Below are 19,948 nucleotides of genomic sequence, written 5' to 3'. Positions count from 1 at the left end.
ATCAAAATTTACGCCCCCAATAGGACGCTTGATACTATGCCACACCTTGACGATGTGTCATTGCTTCTAGTGTAGCGTTATTTTCACGTTTATGAAAAACGAAAAAAGCCCTGCAAAAGCAGGGCTTAACTATAGGGATGAAGGCATTATTGTTGTTGTAATACTTGCCTTATCTGACTTACTTACGAACGGCCAGCGGTGAAGTCTGGATAAGCTTCTAAGCCACACTCACTCATATCTACGCCGTCGAATTCTTCCTCTTCACTCACTCGTACACCCATAATTGCTTTAATTACGAGCCATACGATTAGGCTTGTCACGAATACCCAAACGAAGATAGTTAACGCGCCCACTAGCTGACCAACTAGGCTTGAACCGTCGTTTGTGAAAGGAACCAAAATCAAACCAAGTAGACCAACTACACCGTGTACAGAGATAGCACCTACTGGATCATCAATCTTAAGCTTATCTAGGGTAACAATACTTAGTACTACTAAGATACCGCCTAGGCCACCGAACAGGGTTGCTTGTAACGCAGTTGGCGTTGAAGGCTCGGCAGTAATTGCTACCAGACCAGCCAATGCACCATTAAGTACCATGGTTAGGTCAGCTTTACCGAATAAGATACGAGCGACGATAAGTGCTGCAATGGCACCACCCGCTGCTGCCGCGTTAGTGTTCATAAATACCACTGCAACAGAGTTTGCACTTTCAACAGTTGCGGTAGCGAGTACCGAGCCACCGTTAAAGCCAAACCAGCCCATCCACAAAATGAATGTACCTAATGTAGCTAGAGGTAAGTTTGCCCCTGGAATCGCATTTACTTTACCATCAGCGGTATATTTACCTTTACGAGCACCAAGTACAAGCACACCTGCTAGTGCCGCTGCAGCACCTGCCATGTGAACAATACCCGAACCGGCAAAGTCAGAGAAACCTAGGTCGCCTAGAACATACATGCCAAATACTGCATCGCCATTCCATGTCCATGCGCCTTCCATGGGATAAATAAAGCCTGTCATTACTACGGTAAAGGCTAAGAATGCCCAAAGCTTCATACGCTCAGCTACGGCACCAGAAACGATAGACATCGCTGTGGCAACAAATACCACTTGGAAGAAAAAGTCTGCTGAAGGGGCGTAAGTAGCCGGGTCTTCTGCAATACCTGTAGCGCCGTCACCCACAATACCGTCTAAGAATATACCGCCGCCATACATGATGTCGTAACCGCAAATCATGTACATAGTACAAGCTATAGCAAACAATGCTACGTTCTTGGTCAAAATTTCAGTCGTATTTTTCGCTCGAACAAGACCTGCTTCAAGCATGGCAAAACCCGCAGCCATCCACATAACAAGTGCACCGCAGATTAAGAAATAAAAGGTATCTAGCGCATACCCAAGTTCAAAAGTGATTTCCATTATGGTTTTCTCCGCAAATATATCGTAGTGGCTTACAGCGCGTCGCTATCCGACTCACCCGTTCGAATACGAACGGCGTGTTCAAGGTCGTATACAAACACTTTGCCGTCTCCAATTTTGCCTGTTTTAGCTGCACCAACAATGGCTTCAACTAGGCGTTCAACCTGATCATCTTGTACCGCAATTTCAAGCTTGACCTTAGGTAGGAAATCCACCTGATATTCTGCGCCGCGATAGAGTTCAGTGTGTCCTTTTTGACGTCCGAAACCTTTCACTTCGGTAACGGTTAACCCGTCAATCCCGATTTCTGAAATGGCTTCACGAACATCATCTAGCTTAAAAGGCTTGATGATAGCTGTGACTAGTTTCATGAGTTGCTCCCAGTATGTAATGGTTATATGGCACTTAGTGTGACCTTTCCTTTCATGTACCAAGAGATGTGCCACAAATACTTACGCTTAAATATCAATCACTTAAATTAAACCTGACTCAAAATGGCGACATTTAATGCACCATATTTGTGCAACGGTATTTCGCTGCCCTAGTTTGGCGCGCAGTAGGGATGGATAGACAAAAATGTGAGATAAAACATACGTTGAACTTTTATATTGGCGAAATTGTCAGTACTTCTTGATGAGCACACTGACTTTCACTATTGACCAGCGACCCGCACAACTAACGTTACCTCCAAAGAAACCTTGGGGGCGAGCGCTAGTAGTCTCAGGGGTCTTTCACCTATTGGTATTATTGGCCGTACTATTGGCTAAACCTATTCCCGTGCCTGAACAAACTAAACCCGACCAGCCTACGATACATGCTCGTCTCTATGTTCCTTCAATTGCGGTTAAGCCAGAGGTGACGCCACCGCCTAAACCAAAAGCAGTTATAGAACCAGAAGAAGCAAAGCCTGTCTCCTCACCAGAAAAACAGGCACCCAAAATGCCCTCTCAAGCGCAAGAAAAAACGACCAAATCACCGAAACAAGAGCCCTTGCCATCTTCTGAGACACCTGTGAAACCGGCCACAGGTTCGCCCTCACCCGACGTACAAGAACCTGTACCAAAACAACCCAATACTACTTCGTCGCAGCGAAACCAACGGGCGGGTAGCCTTAACCTATCCCCGAAAACCGGTGCAATGGATTTTTTGGCCGAGCAACAAGAACAGGCGATAATAGAAGAAAGTCGCCGCGCAGCCCGTGAATTTCGAGAAAAGAAAAACAGTCCGGATTTAGTCGATACACGCAAAGGGAAGCAGGCGTCAGACAAGGAGCAGCGCCCAACAAAACGCGTAAATTGCGCTACCGCAACAAACAAAACGTTGGCGCTGCTAAGTTCGTATGCGGGCGGTACGCTAACGTGCTCAGACTCAGCAGAACACGACAAATTTATCGAAGCGCGACTAAATAAAGATCAATAAAAGTAAGTACACACTTACTTTAAATGTATTTATTTTATAATCACTTTGGTCAAAAACACTTACTTCAGGGGCGCTTATATCTGATGATAACGTAATTTATAACGTGCCCATACGGAAGGCAGCGCATTACTTATCAGGGCGCCCGACACAATAAGCCCTAACGCCACGGTGATATCATTGGTCAATACACTTAAGCCGCATAGGTAAAGCGCTAAACTTGATATAACTGGCGTGGCAAAACTTAAGCTTGCCAATAATGCTTTGTTGCCAAATTTTAACCCTATATCCCATAAATAGAACGCCCCTCCCACCGGGCCAAGCCCGAGCAATATAGCACTTAGCCAATCTTGCCAGCTAAATTGCCAATGCGACTCTTCTAGACCTACGTGAGCGGCTAATGCAAGCAAAGCTACCACACCTGAAATCCACCCAATATCCTCAACTTGACTTTCGGTTTGCGACATAAACCATGAATAGCCTGTCCAAATAAAGGCGCAAGAGAGTGCAAAGGCATAACCCAAGATATAGTCGCTATTAAATGCGATTGTTTTTCCCCCAGTAACTAATACACCACAACCGACAAATCCGACGAGGCCCCCCACCACGGCAAAATGTCGCTGAGAACGTGTAGCCACAGCAACCCCCAACATAAGGGGCCATAAATAAGCAATTAAACTAGCTTCTATTGGCGGCGCAAAACGCACCGCCATAAAATAGCAAAAGTGAAATCCAAATAGCCCACCGGTGGCAAAGAGCCATTGCTGTACGGTTAAATTGGGTAAACGCCATACCTGTTCACGTTTACTATACCGCTTGATGATGACAATAATGCTTGATACGGCGAAACAGACGAATAGCAACTGAAAAGGCGGAAAAGACGCAGAATAGACGCTCAAAACCGCTAGTAGCCCCCACATTAATATGGCGATAACGCCGCTTGTTGTTGCCATCTGCGTCCTCCTAGGGAAGTTATAGGCCTAAATACCAGACATTTACCCTAAGCCATTTTCCGTAGATATTCTTTGCAGATTAGCCGAAATTATTGGTTATTTAGACACTATTAGCCATTCTTTCGATGGTAATATTTTGGTGGGTTACCGAAGTAATGGGTAAACCTTCGCGTAAACGAGGACACATCATCATAGCCCACCAGCGCAGCTACTTGTATTATGGGCGTATCTGTTTGACTTAATAGCGCTCTTGCCTTGTCCATTCTTAGCTTAATTAAGTAGCTTCTAAGCCCCATGCCCGTTGCATCGGTGAACTTTTGTTTAAATTGCGTCACTCCCATACACGCCGTTTTTGCTAAGTCGGCAACAGTATGTGCAGATGCAATGTTTTGATGTATACGGCTCAATACGGGAGTAATGCGCGCGTCTAGTTGCTTTACCGTGGGTTGGGATGCCAATAGTTGCGTAAACAAAGCCACCATCGAAGCTTGTAGTGCATTGCTATAACTATGGGTTAACTGTACTTCAATATAACCAAGCAAAGACTGTAAAGGTGGGGTAATTCTAAACACCGGGCTTGGCGCTGTGGATAGATTATTCGGTACCACGGCTAAATCAGCCACCACAAACCGCGCCGCTTGCTCTGCGTTAAAATGATGCTGTCTATTAGGCGCAATACAAATACCTTCACCTACCCCAACATTACCATTAAATTCCGCCACCTGAATGGCAATATGCCCATTGAGGGGGAGTACCAATTGATAAAAGTCGTGAGAATGTTGTTGCATAGTCTTTGTGTATGAACGAACAGATAGTGCGGCTAACATTGATATCCTTTGTAGTCATCCAAATAATACCCGGTGACCGTGATTAACACGGTTTCCCCCTTTTTACAGGTTACACTTTTAAACGCTTGCTTGGTTAATATAGCAGGTTACCGTTGCCAATTGAGGCGATTGCAACGTATGCTGCACTTTTATGTTTTGAAAAGGAAATAACTAGGTGGCAGCTGCAAATTTACTCGCATTGCTTGACGATATCGCAACCTTGATGGATGACATTGCTGTAATGTCAAAAGTTGCGGCAAAGAAAACCGCTGGCGTGTTAGGTGATGACTTAGCGCTAAACGCTGATCAAGTACAAGGCGTCAAAGCAGATAGAGAGTTGCCTGTGGTGTGGGCGGTAGCTAAGGGATCTTTGCTGAATAAAGTTATTTTGGTACCCGCGGCGCTGTTAATTAGCGCCTTTATCCCTGCTCTGATTACCGTATTGCTGGTATGTGGGGGCTTATACCTATGTTTTGAAGGGGCAGAGAAAATACTTCACAAGTACTTTTCCCATGGCGGTGAGCAACAAGAACGTGAAGCTCGTTTAGCTGCAATTAGTAATAGCAGTACCGACATGGTGGCCTTCGAAAAAGCTAAAATCAAAGGGGCGATCCGTACCGACTTTATTCTGTCTGCTGAAATAATAGTTATTGCGCTAGGAAGTGTTAGTGCCGCGAGTTTTACTACCCAAATAGGCGTGCTTATCGCACTGAGTGTGGCAATTACCGTAGGCGTTTATGGCTTGGTTGCTGCTATAGTAAAAATGGATGATGTAGGTCTCTACCTACTGCGTAAGTCGTTAACCGAAAGTATGAATACATCGCAACGCTTTATGGGACGAGCGCTACTTGTTTCGGCTCCCATCCTAATGAAAACGCTTGCTATCGTAGGCACTATTGCGATGTTTTTAGTAGGGGGGGGTATTCTTACTCATAATATTGAACCTATGCATCATATCGCCGAGTTATTTACCCAATTATTGCCACAAATGCAGCTAGTGTTGTCGGTTATTGCTGATGGCGTTATTGGCCTAATTGCTGGCTGTATGTTAGCCCTAATTTGGCAGCTTATCGCAAAAATGAAAGGGGCGGAATAAGTTAATCTAAGCATTCATGGATACGGGGCGTATCAGGCATATTCGCTTTTGCCTCGTTTATTCCACAAGGTTAAAAGATGCTACTCCACAATGCGTAAGCGTGGCCATTGAACCAACCACCCCTTTGAGTAGATACGACTTTTAAATGTTGAACGTGACCTTTTAGGGTTATGGGTAATACAAAGACTAAACAAGGACGCGAAACCAAAAGCGGCGATACATTCATAGTGCCCTGCCCCCGTTAAACTAATCGCAACCGCCGTTTCTTTCTCTGGCCAAAACTGCATAGCGTGCAACGTACTTTTATAGGGTAGGTCTTGGTTACGAATATGCATTTTGGCTTGATTACGAACTTGCCAGTTAATTTCGGGCATACGCGCGCGAAGCATAGACTCATAAACAAGATAGCTTTCTTGGTTTCTTTCCTTAGGGTCAAAATAAATCACATCGACATCATTGAGCGGCGTTGCTACCTCCACCTTGTGCAAAGCATCCCATACAAGATTTCGCACAAACCCCGCCGCTATATAGCATTGTGGTAACCCTAAGTCGTAAACCTGTTTTAACGCTTTTACCCTCAAAGCATCTCGCTTAACCCATTCTACTATGGTGTCTACTTTGTCATTATTTGTCTGAAGCATACTACCTTTACCTACGCCGCCCCTGCGGCATGTATTTCTTGCAATGGCCATTCATTCGCCACTTCCCAATAACAAACGAAGACTGACTAGGTTTACCATGCAGCTTTACTGGTTATCAACGTGGAAAATATGCTCACCTTCCTATGTTATACGTGGCTTTTTAGGCCCTATAAAAACCATAGTGCAAAGGAGGCTATGTACATATGTGGGTTAGCATACACATGCTAAAAAATGTTCCCCTAGTTTTTAATCGGCGGCAAGTATTTCAGGCTCACTTAAGGCTTGTCCTCCTTTAAAGGTTTTAACCCTTGTCACCTTAAGGGGCGTATGAATCGTTGGGTTGGCGAGTTCTGATTGCACTATCGGGTCGTCCGCTTCGCCGTTTAACCACGCCCCAACGAACCCTTTATCAGGGGGAAGAAAGCAAGGGATAGATTTACTGTGATATTTGCTAAAACGCTCGTGGGGCGGGCGCGTAATGACAGCAGTTGAGTAAAGACCATTGTCGTATTCACGGTAAACTGCACCAATTAACAGCGCCTTTTCACCTTCCATAAGGTAGTGCGCATTGCTAGCCCCTTCTTTATTTGATTCCCCCACTGCCGTCGCTATCACTAGCGCGCGATGATAGCGTATGGCTCCCTTCCAAAAGGGACTATCAAGGTTGCGCGCATTAAAGGTTGTTCTATCTCCTACAACCAAAGCATCGCCGTTAGCTTTGCAATCGAACCACCAAGTGGCATCTACTACGGTATCCGAAGATACAATAAGGTTGCTGATCATGCGCGAGGGATTCTTTCCAAAAGCAGGGTAGAAATTAAGTACGCCTTGCGCTTCACTCTTGAAAGTACCTGTTAAGTGTCCAAGACCAATTTGCTCGATAAGATCGATCACTGCCGGTGAGTCAGTGACCCGTTGAATAAACCCACACATTTGCTTCACCTACTTTTTAGCGCCTACGGCTATATACAATAACCCAAACTTAACGGATTTAAGGTCAAAATGACACGCTCACCGCTGCTTTGCCATTATTCAATAACAAATAAACGTTAGCGAATTTGACCATCCCAATTATCAAAAAAACCAATATTTAGTAATTAGCCAAAAAGCTCGTTTCGGCGCGCTTAAGGCCACCGGTAAATTATTTATAAAAAACAGAGGCTTATATTGAAAATAAAAAGTGGCACATCCCTCGCTATGTAAAAAGCATGCTCAGCGCAACAAGGGTGCTAATACATAACCCAGCAATGAGTTCGAAACGACAAATAACTGCAGCGCAGTAGTGAAGAATGCAGTTTACACATTAAATTCAAGGAGATGATTATGTTTACTATTCGCAAACCCTTTACTTTGCTTGCTATCGCTGCGCTGTCTGCTACGGCTTTTGTTGTGCCATCGGCTTTAGCTGATGAAGCTTCTGACGACCTAACCCTGTACACAGATTTTTTAGTGAAAAGCTCACTGAATGAAGTGAAAGAATCGATGGCACTTGAGGTGAATTATGACGTACTGACTGCCGCCCATAAGTTCGAGCCAGAAAATGACGAAAGTGCTCCTCTGCTTGCAGAAATTACTATTACGCCTATCACGAAGCCTGTGAACGGTAACGATAACGACGCGTGAGGTAAACCTATGTTGGCCACGAGTATATTGTTGATGTTAGTGCTAGGACCCGTTTTTGCGTTCGCGGTAAGCGCGTTGCTCTTTTCAACGCTACGTCACTTCATTAACCACACGTAACCGCTTTGTTCCTATCCCCTCCCTGGGCTTTGCTCCAGAGGGTGATAGAAAGTTTAGTATCACGACGCTTTCTATCACCTTCTTGGAGATTTTTTAACCAAACCAGCGTTCCCACCAGCTCTTTTTATCTTTATCACCATCAGGTGATGTTGAGCGTACTGGTTTACCTGCGCAATCTTGTTGCGGCGGAGGTAGCACATCAAGAATAGCTGGTACACTCATGCTGCCTGCACAACCAGGTACCACTACCGCACCGGTTTTTGCATCGAAATGCGCTATTCCTAACCCTTCGGGGAAGCGGCGAGATAGTGATTTTGGCGACTGAGATTTCATGTAATTTAAGAAAATAGGTAACGCACCTGACGCGCCAGTTAAGCCCACAGGTTGGTTGTCGTCGTTACCCACCCATACTGTCACCACGTTATTTCTATCAAAGCCACTAAACCAGCTATCCCGATAATCATCGGTGGTACCGGTTTTTCCGGCCATATTAATATTGCCAAAATTAGCCCCAATGCGCTTTGCTGTGCCATCTATAGTTACTTTATACAGCGCATAATTAAGAAGATATGTTGCCGCCTCATCGGTACGCTGAGAATAAAACTCGGCCTTTTTCCACAACAAGGCATTCTCTGCTGTTACCACCGCTGACACAGTATGCAGGGGAACATACCGACCGCCGTTTGATAGCGTTTGATACATTTGATTGGTGGTAAACGGGGTAAGTTCAAACGCACCTAACGTAAGCGAAGGTACTTTATCTACTGGCTCATTAACGCCTAAACGCGCGAGCGTATCAGCAATTGCGTCTAAACCAACTTGCATACCTAAATTAACAGTGGGCACGTTCAACGATTCGGTTAACCCCTGTAATAACGGCACTTGCCCCCGGAAGGTTTTATCGTAGTTTTGCGGAGACCACGCCTGTCCGTTTCTACTTTCCAGCGTAATAGGTTCATCTTCTAGGGGCGTGGCTAAATTAAACGTAGTAGGGTCTTCTAGTGCAGTGAGGTATACCGCAGGCTTAACCAGTGAACCAATAGGACGTTTGGCATCAAGGGCGCGGTTAAACCCTTTAAATGACACGTTTTTGCCACCCACAATGGCTCTTACTTCCCCATTTTTACTGTCGGTAACCACCATGGCCGCTTCAAGAGGAATGTTACGGTTTTTCTGTAGCGAAGCTAACGTATTTGATAAAGCTTTTTCGGCTCTGCGCTGAGCGACAATATCTAAGGTAGTAAATACCTTAACCCCTGCATCTTGAAGGGTGGGGTCTGCCAGTATATCTTTTAACTCTCTGCGTACCTGCTCCATAAACGCAGGATGCTTACCGCTCGCTAAACTCGCGCCTGAGGCGAGACCCAACGGCATATTGATATACTTTTCGTATTCTGCTCTATCTATTTCATTTTCATCAAATAGCATACGTAACACCAGATCTCTGCGGGTTTTTACCCGTTCTGGGTTACGTCTTGGATTATAATAGGAAGGCCCTTTTATCATAGCCACCAGCGTGGCAATTTCAGGCACACTTAATTCATTTGCAGGGCGGTCGAAATAAAAATAGCTGGCCAGCCCAAAACCGTGTACCGCCATGTCGCCGTTTTGACCTAAAAAGACCTCGTTTAGATAGGCTTCAAGTATCTCGGTTTTGCTGTAACGTGCATCGATAATCACCGCCATCATGGCTTCTTTTACCTTACGTACGATTGAGCGCTCACGCGTAAGGAACATATTTTTAACGAGTTGCTGGGTTAACGTACTTCCTCCCTGAACGGTTCTACCTGCGGCGATATTCGCCATTAGCGCCCGTAAGATGGAGAGCGGGGCCACGCCATAATGGTTATAAAAGTTTCTATCTTCCACCAAGGTCAGTGTTTTGGGTAGCAACTCTGGGATCGTATCTAAGCTTACCAACATACGATCCTCTCGACTGCCGCTCACCATACGTGTCACCAACCAAGGTTCCAATCTAATAGTACCGAAAGGCCGGCCTTGGGTTACATCTTGAATGTTATGAATTCGGTTTCCTTGCCACGTGATCACAAGATGGCGAAGGGGCTCTGCGCCTTCAGGAAACTGGAAGGCTCGACGTTGAATTTCTAACACCTTGTTGGCGTAGCTGTATTCACCGCTACTGTCGGCTTTAGCGACTTTTCGATAACCTAAAAGTGACAGTTCGTCGATTACCTCTTGTACAGTAATCTCTTCTCCCTTGCTAAGTACCAAAGGGCGTGCAAACACCTGCGCCGGTACTTCCCATTTGTTACCAGAGAAGCCGTGTTTTATTTGGGCATCGAGATAAAAGGCATACGCGCCAAGAACAACCAATCCGACGAGAAGAAAGCGCCAGAAAAATTTAAATAACCAAGAAGATTTTTTTTCAGATTTGGGTTTCTGTTTTGCCACGTAAGATGCCACTTTGTGAATACGAATTTGATACTTGCTCAGGCAAGTGTAATGCTTGCTTTGCCTGGCTCCCTGTTGGAAGGTGAACCCTACCACCGCGCAACGTTGCCAACAACTAGAAAAATACCTCGCTTCGCGGGTAAACGTTATTGCTACTCACGCCGTACCTTACTATACCTACAATATTAAAGGAGATCTGCTAATGTCATCAGATTCTACACCTCACACTATAGCGAATATGGCTGGATTGAAATCTGCTATTGTACGTGGCGAAAGTGATCGCGTGTCTGAGTTGCTTGGCGATCAAACCCTCGATAAGCTGCAAAAGAGTTATTTAATTGAATTGGCTGAGTTAAATGGCAATCCTTCGGTTGTAAACATCGTTAAGCAAGCGCCGAGTAAGGAGTAAGCCTCGAATTTTTCTCGCGTTACGCCGTCACTATGCGATAGCATAAGCCTACGCTATACAGGAATACATTTATGCGCTTAAAGAGTAAAGGTATGCAGTGGCTCACTGCGCTATCACTATTAACGGCAGGCCCTGCGCTAGCATCTGAGGATTTTGCAGTATGCACTGCACAACTTGCAGATAAAGCATTGGCGCAAGGGGTCAGTCAGCAAACGGTAGACGCTATTTTCCCTAAACTTGAGTATCAAGCCAGAGTCATTGAGCTTGACCGTTCTCAACCTGAATTTGTGCAAACTTTCCCCGGCTACTTTAGTAAGCGTGTCACCGATTGGCGCACCACTAAGGGCCAAGAGATGTTGGCAAAACATGAAAAATTGCTCAATGCACTGAACGACAAGTACGGTATTCCGCCACACTACTTATTGGCGTTTTGGGGACTAGAAACCAACTTTGGTAATTACAAAGGAAAAATGCCTGTACTAGACTCACTGGCCACCTTAGCCTGTGATCCTCGCAGAAGCACCTATTTCACACAAGAACTCCTAGTCGCAGTTAAGTTATTTGAGCGAGAATCTTTAACCAAAGACGAAATGGTGGGTTCATGGGCTGGCGCAATGGGTCATACTCAGTTTATGCCTTCGGCCTATACCCATTATGCTGTAGATGGTGACGACGACGGGCAGATAAACCTATGGAACAGTGAAGAAGATGCGTTAACTTCGGCGGCAAACTTCCTCAAAAGCTTGGGGTGGAAACCGGGTTTCCGCTGGGGACGTGAGGTTACATTACCAGAGGGCTTCAACTTTCAGCTCTCCGGCTATAAAGATCGGCGTAGCCTCAGTGACTGGCATGAACTAGGTGTGACGAAAGCCGATGGCAGCCCCTTGGGTGAAGATGACACTACCGCCTATGTGATTGTGCCAGCAGGGCATGCTGGCCCGGCATTTATTGCCTATCCTAATTTCCGCGTGATCATGCGGTGGAATAACTCTGAGTTCTACGCTATTGCCGTGGGCGTATTGGCCGACAGAATTGCCGGCGCGCCGGGCATTAAAGCCACCCTGCCAGATCTGCCCGCCTATAGCAGAACAGACATTATTGCCTTACAACGTAAATTAAACCAACTGGGTTACGATGTGGGTAAGCCCGATGGCATTATTGGGCCCGCTACTCGTGAGGGTATCCGCAACTATCAAATTGCAAATAAGATGATTGCCGACGGCTTCCCAGGTTTAGATGTTATGGCTGCTTTAAAGGTAACGCCAAGCCAAACCACGAGTTAGAATGCCCGGTTAATTAGCATGCCGCTAAGATACTTTACTTAGCGGCATGTCTATCCATCGCTTTTTTGGTTTTTGTAGTGGGTGTGGCATTTGCGGGGTCATCCGGCCAAAAATGTTTTGGATATCGCCCTTTCATTTCTTTTTGCAGCTCTTTATAACTGCCCTGCCAAAAACCCACAATGTCTTTCGTGGTTTGCAGTGGCCTGCCCGCAGGTGACAATAATTCATAGGTAATTTTCACCTTGCCATCGGCAACCACATAAGGGCTAGATAGCCCGTATAGCTCCTGCATTTTTACTGATAGCACCACGTCCCCATTTTCGCGGTAATCTAAGCTTGCTTTGCGCCCCGTGGGAATAACTACGCTGTCAGGCAAACTTTGGCTAAGGGCATCTTGCTGAGGCCAGCTTAAGGCACTGGTTAATATTTTGCTCCATCCCAGCCCATGTAACGACTGTAGGTTCTTGCAGGTGCCAAGAGACTGTGCCAATTGCTCCCGAGCCTGAGCAAGCAATTCGCTTAGGGACGTAGGCCACGGGTCAGGCGTATCGTAGGCCTGAGGCTGCGGTAAGTTCAGCTGTCCCGCCAGTTTAACTCTATACCACCAGCGCCAATTGGCTGGTGACAACGGCCATTGCTTTAACGGCAATGCATCTAAGTAACCTAACCATGCCGAGGCGGTTTCCTGTAAGTAAAATTGGGGGTCATCCGCTCTTTCACTTTTTGATAAGGGCGACGAGGCTAATTCTATGGCATAGAAAGATGTCACCTTCCTTGCTTCCATCACCTGCGACTCTTTATTAAATTGCACCTTGGGCGATGAGGTAAATTGATTAGGATAAAGCGCTTTAAGATGCGCCTCTGCAATGGGCTGCGCCAATCGAATTTTCACGCTGTTACCGATATGCTGCCCATGCAGCACCGCTATCCATTGCGGCGGGTTAGCAAGGTCTAGATTGGCGCCTTTGCCGCCCGCTAATTTATACGAGGCAGAGGTTTTAAACGCCACCTGCCTGGGAAAGGCTATGGCAATACACAGCCCCAACGCCTCATCATCTAACGCGCTTAAGTCTAATGCTTGCTCACTGAGCCCCACGAATTGCGCATAGCGTTTGGCTTGTTTGGTGATGTCGTTGCGCTGAGCGGGCGTGAGGTGCAACAACGCATCGCTAATCAACACACGTTCACTTTGAAGTTGCGCTTGGGCTAGTGCCACGATAAAAGGCGCGGCAGTTTTTATTGCGCGTTTTTGTGTATCGCTCAATTGTGCCACAGCACTGATATTTTGTTTTGCAAACAGCAATAAATGGGCAAGCTGGGGGTGGCAAGGTATCTGCGCTAACGATCGTCCGTAGGCGGTGAAATCCCCCTTTTTATTCACTGCGCCAATTTCCTCTAGCGCCTTCGTGGCAATGGCACTTTGTGCCTTTGAAGGCTGAGTTAGCATGGCGAGGTTTGAAAAATGGGTACCCCAATTCAGCGTTTCTAATAATAACGGCGCTACGTCTTCACGCAAAATTTGCGGCGCACTATGCTCGGCAAAGCGCTCAAAGCTTTCCTTTGCACTTAACCTGTAGCACACCCCTTCACTTACACGTCCAGCGCGGCCGGTTCTTTGAATGGCAGAGGCTTTTGAAATACGTGTTTGGGTTAATTGGGTTAAACCGCTGCTGGGGTGAAATTCTGCCGAATTCTCCCATAAGCTGTCTATCACTACCTTTACGCCTTCAATGGTTAAGCTGGTTTCGGCAATATTGGTAGCCAGAATAACTTTACGCTGTCCTTCAGGGTCGGGAGCAATAGCCGCTTGTTGGGCTTGTTTACCCATGGCGCCGTAAAGGGTATGAATAATATAGTCGTTTTGCTGCTGATGCCCCGATAAACGAGACGCTACGGCGTGTATAGCACCGGCACCGGACAGAAACACCAAGATATCCCCCTGATGTTTTGCCACAGCGTTCATAATAACTTCAACACAATGAGGGATAACCTCGTGCGCCAATACGTCTTTGGTGTAGTTCACCGTTACTGGAAAACTGCGGCCTTCGCTAGCCAATTGTGTAGTAGGAACCGGGCTATGCTGTGCAAGCAGCGAAGCAATAGGCGCGGTCTCTAGCGTGGCAGACATAATCATTAAACGTAAGTCGTCACGTAATCCGGCTTGCACTTCTAACGCTAAGGCTAAACCAAAGTCACTGTGAATACTGCGTTCGTGAAATTCATCGAAAATAATCACCGCCACCCCAGCAAGCTCAGGATCACTTTGGATCATGCGGGATAAAATCCCTTCGGTAATAATTTCCAGCCGGGTACTGGCCGACACCTTACTTTCGCCTCGAATGCGATAGCCTACGGTTTCTCCTACCCGCTCACCTAATACGCCAGCCATGTACTGCGCCAAATTACGCACCACCACACGCCGTGGCTGCATCAGTAAAATTTTACCTTTTCTGTTGCCATGTAATAAAGATAAAGGCAACACCGTTGATTTACCCGCCCCTGGCGGCGCACCAATAATTAAATTTTGGCTATCGATAGCATGTCGAAGAGGCTCGACTAAGGAGAACGCGGGTAAATGAGATAACACTTGCAACATACACACTGCATAATAAAAAAATGGCTAACACTATTGTACCTGAAGTAACGGACAGTGCATGGGTTATGAAAATCTCGCTGCGTTTATTCGTCAATCAATACACATACACAAGCAACCTTCGTTTTCGGCGAAGCGGTTATATTTACTGCAATTTTTATCTCAACTACCTTCTCCCCCCTATTTCCTCGTTGCTTTGTATGCCAAAATAATGTTCTCTGCGAACATATACGGAGCCTGTTTATGCGCTGTTTTATCGGGGTGGACTTAGCGGTAAGTGAAAAATTGGCGTTAGACAGTTGGCGGCAACAAGCCCTGCCCGAGATATCTTCTAGAATGCCGAGTGCTGAATTTAGCAGTAAATCGAAAAATAAAAATGGGAAACAAAAAGCAGCGAGCCGAGAGCAAGCGGCGATACACCCTTATGCCGTAGACGCGGCGAATTTCCACATTACGCTGTGTTTTTTAGGCCAAATTACCCCTAGGCAGCACGAGGCACTAATGAGTGAATTGGATAACTTAGCGCATTCACCGTTTTCTATTGACCTTGATAGCAGTGGCATATGGAACGGTCCTAAAATTTTATTTGCCGCCCCTTCATCGCCCCCCAATGAATTAATGCAACTTGCCCGCAGCACACGAAAAGCGGCACGTCGTGCAGCTATAGAGGTTGACAATCGCGAATATAAACCCCATGTGACTGTGGTGCGCAAAGCCACCGCCGCACTACCTATGCCCTTATACCCGCCGCACATCGATGTGCATGCCTCTGCATTTCATTTATTTGAATCAGTCTCTACCCCACAAGGTGTGCGTTACCCCATTCGCCAAAGTTGGCCATTAAAGCACGCTATGACGGTGCGCGAAAAGTTACGTAGGGGCATCACCGATGAGTAAATTCAACGAAGGACTTAATCAACTAAAAAGCCACGCTATTAGATATAGCAAAGCGAACTACGGGATTACCGTATTTTTACGCTAAAGCCCTTTACTTAGCGGGCGGGGATGGGTAAAAAGGGTGCCTGTTTTTTGAACCTGCACATATTCATGCAACAAACCTATAGATTAGTTATAGACTGCCCAGATCAAGTGGGCTTGGTCGCCAGTGTTTCCCAGTTTTTAGCCAACCATAATGCAACCATTGTGGAAGCAAGCCATCATACCGACTTACAAACCGGTCGATTTTTTATGCGCCATGAAATAGGCGCAGATTCACTGAAGCTTGACCACCAGAGCTTTGTGGAGGCGTTTACTCCGCTAGCTACCGAATACCAAATGAACTGGAAGTTTACCGCGTCATCGAAAAAGCAGCGAGTAGCCCTACTTGCTAGCCTTGAATCCCACTGCTTAGTTGACTTGCTGCATCGCTGGCACACCGGTGAACTACACTGCGACATTCCAGTGATTATTGGTAACCACCCGCAAATGAAGCAATTTGCCGATTGGTACAAAGTCCCTTTCCATTGGGTTGATTTTAAAGCGCTAGGTAAAGAAGCCGCCTTCGCGCAAATTTCTACCTTGCTTGATGAGTACAAGATTGATCTCACCGTACTTGCGCGCTTTATGCAAATTTTGCCAGACTCGCTCTGTCAGCAACTTGCCGGCAAAGCGATTAATATCCACCATAGCTTCTTGCCAAGTTTTGCAGGCGCAAAACCCTATCAGCAAGCTTATGACCGTGGTGTGAAGCTGATTGGTGCTACCTGTCACTATGTCACTAAAGACTTAGATGAAGGCCCAATCATTGAGCAAAGCGTTAAACGTATTAGTCATAGCGATAGCGCTGTCGACATGGTTCGCAAAGGTAAAGATTGTGAAGTCACTGCGCTCGCCCATGGGGTACGTTACCACCTAGAAGATCGCGTAATCATTCACCGCAATAAAACCGTTGTGTTTGCCTAACGTAAAAACGGGTAAACGGTTGCTAAATGGCTTAAACGATACGTTAGCTTAAATAAAAAACCCGAAGATCCTCCTTCGGGTTTTTTAATTCTTGTATTCACCTAACACGAGACATTTATATTGCTAAAACCTATACAGGGCTCACCTGCATAGCGCGTCTGAGTTTTACGTAATACCACAGGTTAGAAAGCGCAAATAAGGCTTCGGTTATTGCTAAACCCCAGGTTTGGGTGATGACGCCATACACAGTAAAGTTAAGCGAACCCACAATCATGCATACACGCAACCCTGCTTCCTTACAATGAAGCTCACCAAAGCGATAGGCCATAAAGGTAAACGCCGGCATGGTTTCGATTAAAGAGGTTTTACCGGTTAGGTTATTCACCGTTAACACTAAGCACATCATGGTAATAAGTGTGATGTAGGTAGCGATAGGCGATAGCAACTTCTGTTTAATTAGGCGATAACTTGTACTCATTCCCGCCACGGCAATAACAATTGCACCACCCCATGCCTGCTCGAAGGCCAACAAAGATCCAATTGCCACACAAAGACCTAAATTAAGGTACAGCAACTTACGTTCGGTGTTCGACCAAAAAGATGCCAAGGCAAATGCAACGGGAAACCCATGCAGTAAAAATTCAAACATTTGACTCACTTTATATCAAAAAAATATGGGATGAGGCGGTATAGAAAGTAGCCACCTTAAAACCCACGCAGTGTAAATATGAATACTGCTAATGCCAATTGAAAGTTTGTCATTTTCGATGAATTACATACTGTTTCGCTAGGCGGGAGCGCCTTAATAGAAATCGGTATCTTGCACAGAATTACGCTCAACAGTGTTTCACTTAATTTTACATTCTAATATGATGGTGAGGACAAGATAAAATCTGAGTAATGCAGTACAGATTGCCTTGGCTATTTTGCTGCTGTGTTACTCATTCATAACAACAAAATAAGGCAGAAATATCTATGGGTAAGTTTTCTTCTTCTCTCACAGCGCTTGCTGTGGTCATGGCGCTAAGCGGCTGCTCTCAGCCTAGTGCGCCTGAGCAAACAAAAAGTGAAACTGTTATGGGCAGTGACAGTGCACAGTATGACAATGTACTTATGCAACCTTTTCAAGGCCCTTACGGCGGAGTGCCTGCTTTTGATAAAATGAAGCTGGAAGATCTAAAACCCGCTCTTGAGAAAGCTATGGCGTTGAACCTTGAAGAAATAGAGGCGATAGCCAATAACGATGCCCCACCTACATTTGAAAACGTTATTGTAGCAATGGAAAGAGCAGGCGCTGAACTAAGCCGCGTATTTACTTATTACGGCATATGGAGTTCGAATAAGTCGAGCCCGGAGTTTCGCGCTATTCAAGCAGAAATGTCGCCGAAACTCTCCGCATTTAGCACTAAAATTATTCAAAATGAGAAACTTTTCGCCCGCGTAAAAGCCGTATACGAATCGGATGAAATGGAGCAGCTTACCCCTGAAGAACAGCGTGTTACATGGATGCGTTACAACCGTTTCGCTCGCAATGGCGCTACATTGGACGATGTGGCGAAAAAGCGTTACGCCGAAATCAATCAAGAACTCGCTACCCTTCAAACTAAGTTTTCGAACAATATCCTTGCCGATGAAGAAAATTACGTAACCTACATTACACAAGCGCAGCTTGGTGGTTTGCCGGCGTCATTCGTTACCGCGGCAAAAGCGGCCGCTGAGGCAAGAGGTGAAACGGGTAAATACGCAATCACTAATACTCGTTCGTCTATGGACCCTTTCCTAACGTATTCGACTAACCGCGAGTTGCGGGAAAAAGTATGGCGCACATATTATAACCGCGGCGACAACGCCGATGAGTTTGACAACAATGAAATTATTAAACGCATTCTCACTCTGCGTGACGAGCGCGTAGCACTTCTTGGCTACGATAATTATGCTCAGTGGCGTCTAGAAGATCGGATGGCGAAAACTCCTGAAAACGCCATGGACTTAATGATGGCGGTATGGCCCGCAGCGATTGCTCGGGTAGAAGAAGAAGTGGCGGATATGCAAGCCATTGCAGATGCTGAAGGTGCAGGTATTACTATAGAGCCGTGGGACTACCGTTATTACGCAGAAAAAGTACGCCAAGCGAAATACGATTTAGACTCAAACGAAGTGAAACAATACCTGCAATTAGGCAAACTCAGAGAAGCCATGTTCTATGTGGCAGGTCGCTTGTTTAACTATTCGTTTACGCCGGTGGAAGAAGGCAAGGTTCCGGTATTCCATGATGATGTAAAAGTATGGGAAGTAACCGATAAAGATACAGGTGAGCACATTGGCCTATGGTATTTAGACCCCTTCGCCAGAAAAGGTAAACGTTCTGGCGCGTGGGCTACTACCTATCGCTCGTACACCACCTTTGATGGTAAGAAGACTGTGTTGGCCTCAAACAACTCAAACTTCGTAAAAGGGGCGGAAGGCGAAGCCACGCTTATTTCATGGGACGACGCAGAAACCTATTTCCATGAGTTTGGACACGCACTTCATTTTTTATCAGCTAATGTGAAGTACCCTACCTCCCATTCGGGTGTGCGTGACTATACAGAGTTTCAATCTCAGCTATTAGAACGTTGGTTGACCACAGATGAAGTGATAGATCAGTTCCTAGTGCATCATGAAACCGGTGAACCCATTCCTGAAGCATTAGTCGCTAAAATCAAAAAAGCCTCGACCTTCAATGAAGGATTCAAAACCACAGAGTATATGGCTTCTGCCGTTATGGACTTGAAGTACCATACTACTGACCCTAGTCAGATTGAACCAGATGCGTTTGAGAAAGAGGAATTGGCGAAATTGGACATGCCAGAAGAAATTGTTATGCGCCACCGTTCTCCACATTTCGGCCATGTGTTTTCAAGCGAAGGGTACGCAGCTGCATACTATGGCTACATGTGGGCTGAAGTTCTAACTGCTGATGCCGCCGAAGCCTTTATGGAAGCGCCTGGAGGTTTTTACGACAAAGAAGTGGGAGATCGCTTAGTGAAGTACTTGTTCTCCGTTCGCAACGCAATGGACCCAGCAGAAGCATACCGTAAATTCCGTGGTCGCGACGCCAAAGTAGATGCGTTAATGCGTGATAGAGGCTTCCCAGTGCCTCAGGAAAGCAATAACAAATAAAAAACAACTTATTAAGTCTTGTTTACAAAGCTGAGCCAATATGCCCCCGGCTCAGCTTTTCCTTGACCTTTTGGTCAAAATTGCCACACTATT

At 45.9% G+C, this 19,948-nt stretch carries 17 protein-coding genes; 8 read left to right on the top strand and 9 right to left on the bottom strand.

Going from position 1 to position 19,948, the window contains the following annotated elements; genetic code table 11:
- Positions 1 to 182 precede the first annotated feature (182 nt).
- Both GTH32_RS12975 and glnK read right to left on the bottom strand, forming a co-directional pair.
- Complete coding sequence (locus GTH32_RS12975) at positions 183 to 1,421, bottom strand: ammonium transporter (protein WP_163086306.1); 1,239 nt, start codon at positions 1,419 to 1,421, stop codon at positions 183 to 185.
- Positions 1,422 to 1,453: 32 nt separating this feature from the next.
- Positions 1,454 to 1,792 (bottom strand): P-II family nitrogen regulator, encoded by a 339-nt coding sequence (glnK, locus tag GTH32_RS12970; RefSeq protein ID WP_012516988.1) that lies wholly within the window; start codon positions 1,790 to 1,792, stop codon positions 1,454 to 1,456.
- Positions 1,793 to 2,054: 262 nt separating this feature from the next.
- Between glnK and GTH32_RS12965 the strand changes: the two genes are divergently transcribed.
- Complete coding sequence (locus GTH32_RS12965) at positions 2,055 to 2,840, top strand: hypothetical protein (RefSeq protein WP_163086304.1); 786 nt, start codon at positions 2,055 to 2,057, stop codon at positions 2,838 to 2,840.
- Between the two features lie 74 nt (positions 2,841 to 2,914).
- Here GTH32_RS12965 and GTH32_RS12960 read toward each other — a convergent pair whose 3' ends face one another.
- Positions 2,915 to 3,790 carry a DMT family transporter gene (locus tag GTH32_RS12960; RefSeq protein WP_163086302.1) on the bottom strand — a complete coding sequence of 292 codons (876 nt, stop codon included), beginning with the start codon at positions 3,788 to 3,790 and terminating at the stop codon, positions 2,915 to 2,917.
- Between the two features lie 110 nt (positions 3,791 to 3,900).
- Complete coding sequence (locus tag GTH32_RS12955) at positions 3,901 to 4,617, bottom strand: helix-turn-helix domain-containing protein (RefSeq protein WP_163086299.1); 717 nt, start codon at positions 4,615 to 4,617, stop codon at positions 3,901 to 3,903.
- A 175-nt stretch (positions 4,618 to 4,792) separates the two neighbouring features.
- Here GTH32_RS12955 and GTH32_RS12950 point away from each other — a divergent pair, with 175 nt between their 5' ends.
- Positions 4,793 to 5,713: a DUF808 family protein gene (locus GTH32_RS12950; RefSeq protein ID WP_163086296.1), complete on the top strand. Its 921-nt coding sequence runs from the start codon at positions 4,793 to 4,795 to the stop codon at positions 5,711 to 5,713.
- 80 nt (positions 5,714 to 5,793) lie between these two features.
- Here the strand turns inward: GTH32_RS12950 and GTH32_RS12945 are convergent, their stop codons facing one another.
- Entirely contained in the window at positions 5,794 to 6,354 is a 561-nt protein-coding gene (locus GTH32_RS12945; protein WP_163086293.1) for a nucleotidyltransferase family protein, read from the bottom strand.
- A gap of 246 nt (positions 6,355 to 6,600) precedes the next feature.
- Positions 6,601 to 7,287, bottom strand: coding sequence for an SOS response-associated peptidase family protein (locus tag GTH32_RS12940; protein ID WP_163086291.1), 687 nt, complete (start codon positions 7,285 to 7,287; stop codon positions 6,601 to 6,603).
- Between the two features lie 390 nt (positions 7,288 to 7,677).
- On the opposite strand from GTH32_RS12940, the gene GTH32_RS12935 reads away from it, so the two are divergent.
- A complete protein-coding gene (locus GTH32_RS12935) occupies positions 7,678 to 7,977 on the top strand; it encodes a hypothetical protein (RefSeq protein ID WP_163086288.1) in 300 nt (99 codons plus the stop codon).
- Positions 7,978 to 8,187: 210 nt separating this feature from the next.
- Here GTH32_RS12935 and mrcB read toward each other — a convergent pair whose 3' ends face one another.
- Positions 8,188 to 10,506 carry a penicillin-binding protein 1B gene (mrcB, locus tag GTH32_RS12930; RefSeq protein WP_343033430.1) on the bottom strand — a complete coding sequence of 773 codons (2,319 nt, stop codon included), beginning with the start codon at positions 10,504 to 10,506 and terminating at the stop codon, positions 8,188 to 8,190.
- 202 nt (positions 10,507 to 10,708) lie between these two features.
- On the opposite strand from mrcB, the gene GTH32_RS12925 reads away from it, so the two are divergent.
- Complete coding sequence (locus tag GTH32_RS12925; RefSeq protein ID WP_163086285.1) at positions 10,709 to 10,915, top strand: hypothetical protein; 207 nt, start codon at positions 10,709 to 10,711, stop codon at positions 10,913 to 10,915.
- A 71-nt stretch (positions 10,916 to 10,986) separates the two neighbouring features.
- Positions 10,987 to 12,198 carry a lytic murein transglycosylase gene (locus GTH32_RS12920; RefSeq protein ID WP_163086283.1) on the top strand — a complete coding sequence of 404 codons (1,212 nt, stop codon included), beginning with the start codon at positions 10,987 to 10,989 and terminating at the stop codon, positions 12,196 to 12,198.
- Positions 12,199 to 12,232: 34 nt separating this feature from the next.
- Here the strand turns inward: GTH32_RS12920 and hrpB are convergent, their stop codons facing one another.
- Positions 12,233 to 14,794 carry an ATP-dependent helicase HrpB gene (hrpB, locus tag GTH32_RS12915; RefSeq protein WP_163086280.1) on the bottom strand — a complete coding sequence of 854 codons (2,562 nt, stop codon included), beginning with the start codon at positions 14,792 to 14,794 and terminating at the stop codon, positions 12,233 to 12,235.
- A 240-nt stretch (positions 14,795 to 15,034) separates the two neighbouring features.
- Between hrpB and thpR the strand changes: the two genes are divergently transcribed.
- Together thpR and purU are read left to right on the top strand one after the other, a co-directional pair.
- Positions 15,035 to 15,688 (top strand): RNA 2',3'-cyclic phosphodiesterase, encoded by a 654-nt coding sequence (gene thpR, locus GTH32_RS12910; protein ID WP_163086278.1) that lies wholly within the window; start codon positions 15,035 to 15,037, stop codon positions 15,686 to 15,688.
- Between the two features lie 150 nt (positions 15,689 to 15,838).
- A complete protein-coding gene (purU, locus tag GTH32_RS12905; RefSeq protein ID WP_163086386.1) occupies positions 15,839 to 16,693 on the top strand; it encodes a formyltetrahydrofolate deformylase in 855 nt (284 codons plus the stop codon).
- A 130-nt stretch (positions 16,694 to 16,823) separates the two neighbouring features.
- Here purU and GTH32_RS12900 read toward each other — a convergent pair whose 3' ends face one another.
- Positions 16,824 to 17,342 carry a YgjV family protein gene (locus GTH32_RS12900; protein WP_163086275.1) on the bottom strand — a complete coding sequence of 173 codons (519 nt, stop codon included), beginning with the start codon at positions 17,340 to 17,342 and terminating at the stop codon, positions 16,824 to 16,826.
- A 326-nt stretch (positions 17,343 to 17,668) separates the two neighbouring features.
- Between GTH32_RS12900 and GTH32_RS12895 the strand changes: the two genes are divergently transcribed.
- Positions 17,669 to 19,855: a M3 family metallopeptidase gene (locus tag GTH32_RS12895; protein ID WP_163086274.1), complete on the top strand. Its 2,187-nt coding sequence runs from the start codon at positions 17,669 to 17,671 to the stop codon at positions 19,853 to 19,855.
- Positions 19,856 to 19,948 lie beyond the last annotated feature (93 nt).

The sequence above is a fragment of the Alteromonas profundi genome (assembly GCF_010500865.1).
In the GTDB taxonomy this organism is placed as follows: Bacteria; Pseudomonadota; Gammaproteobacteria; order Enterobacterales; family Alteromonadaceae; genus Alteromonas; species Alteromonas profundi.
Note: the sequence above shows the minus strand (reverse complement) of the source record. Positions and strands in the feature narration are given on the sequence as shown.